A 6549-nucleotide genomic window follows, 5' to 3' on the forward strand; every position below is an offset into this window, starting at 1 on the left:
CATGAAGAGCGGCCCACCGCCAATCCTCTTGACTCTGAGCCGGGAACGAAGAGGCACGTCCGCCTGGCCGGGAGAGAACCGGCGGGAGGCGTCGGCCTTCGGCGACGCGGCGCGCCCGTCTTCCGCACCATGGGCCCTCGGCCCCCTCGCCCGCCTTTCCGGCCGTGCCGAGTGGGTTGCGCCAGGCGTCCGACTCAGACGATGCCCAGGTAGGCGTGCTTTACCATGTCGTTCGCGCGCAGGTTCTGGGCGCTGTCGGAAAGGACGATCTGCCCAGTCTGGATGACATAGCCGCGATGGGCGATCTGCAGCGCCATCTCGGCGTTCTGCTCAACGAGCAGGATCGTCGTCCCTTCCTTGTTGATCCGTTCGATGGTCTCGAAGATGCCTTCCACCAGGATCGGCGCCAGCCCCATCGAGGGCTCATCCATCAGCAGCAGCCTGGGGCGAGCCATCAGGGCCCGCCCGGTCGCCAGCATCTGCTGTTCGCCGCCGCTCAGCGTCCCAGCCACCTGGCGCCGCCGTTCCTTGAGGCGGGGGAAGAGTGCAAAGACACGTTCCAGGTCCTCAGCGATACCAGCCTTGTCCTTACGATGATAGGCCCCCATGCCGAGGTTCTCAGAGGTCGTAAGGCGGGCGAAGATGCCCCGGCCTTCGGGGACCATCGCCACGCCCTTGTAGACGATCTGGTGGGCCTTGTACTGGCCCAAATCCTCGCCCTCAAAGACAACATTCCCCTGGCGCGGGCGAAGCAGGCCGGTGATCGTCTTGAGGGTCGTGCTCTTGCCGGCGCCGTTGCCGCCGATCAGTGTCACGATTTCGGCCGGCTCGACGTTGAGCGAGACCCCCTTGAGGGCGTGGATGTTGCCGTAGTAAGCGTGCAGGTCGCGGATTTCGAGGATGGACATGGGCGCTCCGCTCAGTTCATCCGGGCGGCCGAGCGGCGCCCGAGGTAGGCCTCGATGACGCGCGGGTTACTCTGGATCTCGGACGGTGGCCCCTCGGCGATCTTCTCGCCGTAGTCGAGCACGGTCACCGTCTCTGAGATGCCCATGACAACCCGCATGTCGTGTTCGATGAGCAGGATGGTGATCCCAAGCTCGTCGCGCAGGCGTCGGATGAAGGCCGTCATCTCGGCGGTCTCTTGGGTGTTCATCCCGGCGGTGGGCTCATCCAGCAGCAGCAGTTTTGGCTTCCCCGCCAGAGCGCGGGCGAGCTCCAGCCGCCGTTGAGAGCCGTAGGGGAGGTTCTTGGCCAGCAAGTCGCCGAGTCCGGCGAGACCGACAAAGCGCAGCAACCGGCGGGCCTCCTCCAGCGTCGCTTGTTCCTCGCGTCGGACGCGGCCGGTGCGGAAGATGGCGCCGGCAATCCCGGCCCGCAGGTGGGGATCCTCGCCGACCTGAATGTTCTCGAGCGCCGTCATGTTGTTGAACAGCCGGATGTTCTGGTAGGTGCGGGAGATGCCGAGGCGGGTGATCCGGTCCGGTCTGAGGCCGACGAGCATGTGCCCATCGAGCGTGATCTCGCCGCCTTCCGGGCGGTAGAAGCCCGTGACGCAGTTGAAGAAGGTCGTCTTACCCGCCCCGTTCGGGCCGATGACGCTGTGGATCGACAGCTCCTTGACCTCGAGGTCGAAATCGCTGACCGCCAACAGACCGCCGAAGCGCTTCACGACTTTCCGGGAGTTGAGAATGCCCATGTTTGTCTCCTGGTCCTGGGCCTACTCCGAGCCGGCCCCACCCGGAGTAGTCAAGACCTGCGAGCGGGGTTCGCTTTCGGGTCCGAAAGTCTCATGGAGCTCCTGCTTGCGCTTCGACGATGGCCACAACCCTTCCGGTCGGGTCAACATCATGGCCACGAGCACCGCCCCGAAGACGAAGTAGCGATACTCGGAGAACTCGCGCAAGAGCTCCGGCAACCCGAACAAGACCAGGGAGCCCAGAATGACGCCCGGAATGCTGCCCATGCCTCCGACAATGACGATTGCCAAGACGTTGATCGATTTCAGCAGATCGAAGCTGTTGGGGTAGATCGACCCGACTTTTGAAGCGAAGACCGCTCCGGCCAGCCCAGCCATGGCCGCCCCGGAGGCGAACGCCAGCAGTTTGGTCGAGACCAGCCGGACGCCCATGGCCTGCGCCACATCCTCATCCTCGCGCACCGCCATCCAAGAGCGTCCCTGGCGCGAATCGCGCAAGCGGATGGCTACAAAGATGACCAGTCCGACGCACGCCAGCAGCAGGTAGTAGTAGAGCCCCTGTGAGCTCAGGGAGGCGGTCAGCCGGCCCAGCGTGGGGATGGCGGGTTCGACGATGCCTTGCGAGCCGCCTGTGTACGGCTTGAGGGCGTCGGACAGAGCCAGGATACGCACAATCTCGCCGAAGCCGAGGGTGACGATGGCCAGGTAGTCGCCGCGCATGCGCAACACCGGGATGCCGAGCAGGACCCCAGCCGTTAGGCTGAAGAGTACGGCAAAGGGCAAGGCCGACCAGAACGTCAGCCCGGGTCCCCAGACGATCTGCCCCGACTCAGCCCCGACGGCGGTCGTCGTCAACACGCCCATGGTGTAGGCGCCGATGGCGAAGAAAGCGACGTAACCCAGATCGAGCAGCCCGGCGAAGCCGACGACGATGTTCAGCCCGAGGGCCATCAAGGTGAAGATCATCACCGAGTTGCTGACGTCGGTCAGGTAGGGCCCCAGGAAGTTGGGCAGGATCAGCAGGATCACCACGAACAGGCCATACAGCCCCAGGGCCAGGGTGTGCTGCCGTCCGGCCGGCATGGCCTGGGTCCGCGAGCGGGCTCCGCGCCGCAGGGAGGGCCACTGGTAGGCCAGGACCGAGGCCACGAGGAAGACGACCATGGCGCCGGCCTTGGAAAGGCCGCTCTCGACTCCCTGGGCGAAGAAGAACTGGCTTATCGTGTCGACGACCGGGCTGGTGGCGAACATCGGGTTGGAGGCGATCGTGATCCCGATCAGGTCATCCAGCAGTCCGATGAGGACGACACAGACAACCCCGACGATTACCGGCCCACGATAGCGCCGCGAGACCAGGGTCAGCCCCGCGCCTAGGGCGCCGAACACCGCGCCGAAGCTGAGCATGGCGAGATAGGACTGAGGCGCGCTCAGGCCGAACTGCAGGAGCTCCCATAGTTCCGGCGAGGCGTTGGGGAATACCGGCCGCAGGTTGACCTGCTGGCCTAGGATCACCAGGCCGACGAGGAACAGCTCGCCGATGGCGCCCGCCAGGGCGCTGGCGCCGAGGCGGACGCTCGCCCGGGTCTCAGGCAGCGTCCGAGCCGTCGTGGAGCCGAAGACCACATAGATCGCAACGAGCAGCAGGATCCCGAGCGAGATCACGCCTTGGACGATATCCCGCTCGTTGAAGGCCTCGACCATGCCCATCAGGGTAAGCAGGACGGCGACGCCGCCGGCAATCGCTCCCTGACGGAGGGCCGTGACCAACGGAGAGGAGCGTTTGGTCGTCATTGGGTCTCCGTTAAGCTTTCGTCCGCGACAGCCGCTCGCCCAGGATGCCGGTCGGCCGTAGAATCAGGATGAGCACCAGGACGACGAAGGCGATGCCGTCCTTCAATTGATACGGGGCGGGCACACCATAGCCGTCAAGGAACAATATCGTCCCGACGGATTCGGTCACGCCCAGGGTGAGGCCGCCCAGCATCGCGCCCGGGAGGTTGCCGATGCCGCCCAGGACGGCGGCGGTGAAGGCCTTGATCCCCGGCACGAAGCCCATATAGAACGTTACCTGCCGGTAGATGAGCGCGTACAGCACGCCTGCCATCCCGGCGAAGGCCCCGCCAATGACAAAGGTCCGGACGATGGTGGCATCGACGTCGATACCCATCAGCGCCGCCACGTCCTTGTCTTCGGACACGGCGCGCAGGGCGAGCCCGGCGCGGGTGCGTTGGGTAAACAGGTAGAGCACCAACATCATTAGGGCCGCGGCGACGATGACCAGGATCTGGACGTACTCGATCTCCACGCCTCCTGGAAGGCTGATGGCACCTTCCAAGCCGGGCATGGGAGGATAAGAGCGGACCTGCGAGCCGAACAACCCGCGGAACATGTATTGAAGGAAGAGCGAAGCGCCGATGGCGGTAATCAGCGGCACCAGGCGGGGCGCGCGACGCAGCCGCCGATAGGCGATCCTCTCGAGCAGCACGGCGATCGTCACCGAGGTCAGCGCCGCAACAAGGAAGAGCAGGATGAGTCCGAGGAGGGGATTGCGTTCCATGAAACCGGAGGCGGCCATCCAGGTGGCCGCAAAATAGCCGATGAAGGCTCCGCTCATGAAGACCTCGCTGTGGGCGAAGTTGATCATGCGCAGGACGCCGTACACCATGGTGTAGCCCAGGGCGATCAGGGCGTAGACCGAGCCCTGGGTCAGGCCGGAGATCCCCAGGTCCACCCATGTGGCAGGCGAGTACTTCCCGGATTGGATCGTCTTGATGGAGCCGAGCAGGGCGGCGATCAGGATCGTAGCGGCAATCAGCCACATGATGACGTCGACCAGGTCGTAGCGTTCGAAGAACCGGCGCATCCGGCAGTTCCTTTCTACAAGACGACCAAGAGATAGGTCACTGGATTGGATCTGGCGTGTTGAGCAACGGCACCCGCCGCGGGCGGGGCCGAGCCTGGCCTAGGGGCCGGACTCAACCCCGCCCGTTCGTTCAGTACCGTTGGCGGAGGCCGACACGATCAAGCCGGTCTCCCTGGTTCCGCCTACTGCTGCCAGATCACTTTTGGCGGCCAATTCCCGCCCGTTACCTCGGCTTCGGTCAGCTGAAAGACACCGAGTGCCTCGCCAGTGGCGCAGTCGCCGTTGGCGTCGCAGGCCAAGGTCCCGGTTATGCCGGGGTAGTCCTTCAGGGCGTACAGATAGTCGCGCAGCGCCTGCCGCGGGACGTGGACCGTCCCATCGGCGTCGACGACGGCGACGGCTTCGATCGCCTGGAAGAAGATATTCGTGGCGTCATAGGCCATGGCGTGGTAGCCGCTGGGCGGCACGCCGCCGAACTTTGTCTTCCACTTGGCGAGCAGTGCATCGTACTCAGGGCCCGAGACGGCCGGGCTGGACAGGTACATGCCAATGGCGGCCGGCCCGGCGTTCTCCGGGAAGGTGTCGGCCAGCAGACCGTCGGCGCCCATCAGGATGACATTCTCGAGGCCAGGGGTCGACTTGGCCTGGTCGGCGACGAAGCCGCCTTCCGGCTCGAAGATCGGGAAGTACAGCATCTCCGGCGCGCCGGTGGCGATGCTGGTCATGACGCCGGTCATGTCGGTGTCACCGACGTTGATTGCTTCCTGCGCGGTGATCGTCCCGCCGAGCGCGGTGAAGTTGTCGGCGAAGACCTGCTGCAGGCTCTCGGCGTATGGGCTGCCGTCGTGGAGCGTGGCGGCGGTCTTCACACCCAGCTCATTGTAGGCGAACTCGGCCGCTACGCGCCCTTGGAAGATGTCATTGGTGGCGGTGCGGAAGTAGCCCGGCCAGTGGTCGGGGTGATCTGGGTTCGTCAGGTCGGGATTCGTGTTCGAGGCCGACATCATGACCATCCCGGCCTGCGAGATCTGCGGCATGGCGGCGCGGGCCTCGCTCGAGCAGGTCGTGCCGACGATGGCGACGATCGTGGGATCGGCCGCCAGCTTGGTGCCGGCTGCCTGGCCACCTTCGGCGTTGCACAGCGTGTCCTCGCCGGTCAGGCTGAGCGGGTGGCCGAGCAACTGGCCGCCGACATCGTCTATGGCGATTTCTATTGCACCGCGGGCGTCCTCACCAAGGCCCGCCGTTGCGCCGGAGACGCTAAGGGCGTAGGCCAGGTGGACCGGGTCGCCCGGGGCGATATCGACGCATCCGATGGCATCGGTGCACTCAAAGGCTGCCGGAGCCGCCGTTGCGGCCGGAGCGGCCGGCGCGGCCGTCGGCTCGGGCGGGGCCTCGGTGGCAGCAGGCGCGCACGCAGCCAACACCAGCGCCAGCACGATCAGTACTGCGAATAGCATACGGGACTTCATGGTGGTACTCCTCCTTACGATTTGTCGTGGCTGTCAACTAGAAACCTTGCGGACCCACTCGGGGTCCGCCGACCGGCCGATTGCTCGACGGTCTGCGGCGTAGATCAGTCCCTCTCCTGTGCGCTACCACCTCCTCCCCGGCTTCTACTGCCAACTTCAGGCATCCGCCCACAGCAGGCTTCCCGCTAGTATATACGATAAGGTCAAGTGCCGAACAGCACGTTGTTCTCCGGCTTGGCGGCTCAGCCCGAGGCCAGAGGCCTGCGCTGGGCAAGACAGGTCTCCCCCCCGACCGGCTCGCTTGGCCCTCAGCCCGCTCCGCCTCGCCCCGGGAGCAAGCCAGCCACGATCTCGATGGGGTGAAAAGGGCGGATTCCTGTGCCGTCGTGGATCTGGCTCCGGCAGGACATCCCGGCTGCCGCCACCGCTTTCCCCGATTCATGCGCCAGGCGCACGGCCGGCAGCAAAGACAGCTCAGCTACCTGCCGCGACAATTGGTAGTGCTCGCGCTCGTA

At 65.4% G+C, this 6549-nt stretch carries 6 protein-coding genes; all 6 read right to left on the bottom strand.

Annotated features, from left to right (window positions below):
- Positions 1 to 194 precede the first annotated feature (194 nt).
- Positions 195 to 908: an ABC transporter ATP-binding protein gene (locus MUO23_06630; GenBank protein MCJ7512631.1), complete on the bottom strand. Its 714-nt coding sequence runs from the start codon at positions 906 to 908 to the stop codon at positions 195 to 197.
- Between the two features lie 11 nt (positions 909 to 919).
- Positions 920 to 1699, bottom strand: coding sequence for an ABC transporter ATP-binding protein (locus MUO23_06635; GenBank protein MCJ7512632.1), 780 nt, complete (start codon positions 1697 to 1699; stop codon positions 920 to 922).
- Between the two features lie 21 nt (positions 1700 to 1720).
- Positions 1721 to 3490, bottom strand: a complete 1770-nt coding sequence (locus MUO23_06640) for a hypothetical protein (protein ID MCJ7512633.1) — start codon at positions 3488 to 3490, stop codon at positions 1721 to 1723.
- A gap of 10 nt (positions 3491 to 3500) precedes the next feature.
- Positions 3501 to 4562, bottom strand: a complete 1062-nt coding sequence (locus tag MUO23_06645) for a branched-chain amino acid ABC transporter permease (GenBank protein MCJ7512634.1) — start codon at positions 4560 to 4562, stop codon at positions 3501 to 3503.
- A 182-nt stretch (positions 4563 to 4744) separates the two neighbouring features.
- Entirely contained in the window at positions 4745 to 6034 is a 1290-nt protein-coding gene (locus tag MUO23_06650; GenBank protein MCJ7512635.1) for a branched-chain amino acid ABC transporter substrate-binding protein, read from the bottom strand.
- A 308-nt stretch (positions 6035 to 6342) separates the two neighbouring features.
- On the bottom strand, positions 6343 to 6549 hold a 207-nt coding region (locus MUO23_06655; protein MCJ7512636.1), incomplete at its 5' end, for a hypothetical protein.

The organism is Anaerolineales bacterium (genome assembly GCA_022866145.1).
Lineage (GTDB): Bacteria > Chloroflexota > Anaerolineae > Anaerolineales > E44-bin32 > PFL42.

Excerpts from the sequence above, each read along its gene's own strand:
- MUO23_06630 (MCJ7512631.1), bottom strand. The coding sequence starts at position 908 with ATGTCCATCCTCGAAATCCGCGACCTGCACGCTTACTACGGCAACATC.
- MUO23_06635 (MCJ7512632.1), bottom strand. The coding sequence starts at position 1,699 with ATGGGCATTCTCAACTCCCGGAAAGTCGTGAAGCGCTTCGGCGGTCTG.
- MUO23_06640 (MCJ7512633.1), bottom strand. The coding sequence starts at position 3,490 with ATGACGACCAAACGCTCCTCTCCGTTGGTCACGGCCCTCCGTCAGGGA.
- MUO23_06645 (MCJ7512634.1), bottom strand. The coding sequence starts at position 4,562 with ATGCGCCGGTTCTTCGAACGCTACGACCTGGTCGACGTCATCATGTGG.
- MUO23_06650 (MCJ7512635.1), bottom strand. The coding sequence starts at position 6,034 with ATGAAGTCCCGTATGCTATTCGCAGTACTGATCGTGCTGGCGCTGGTG.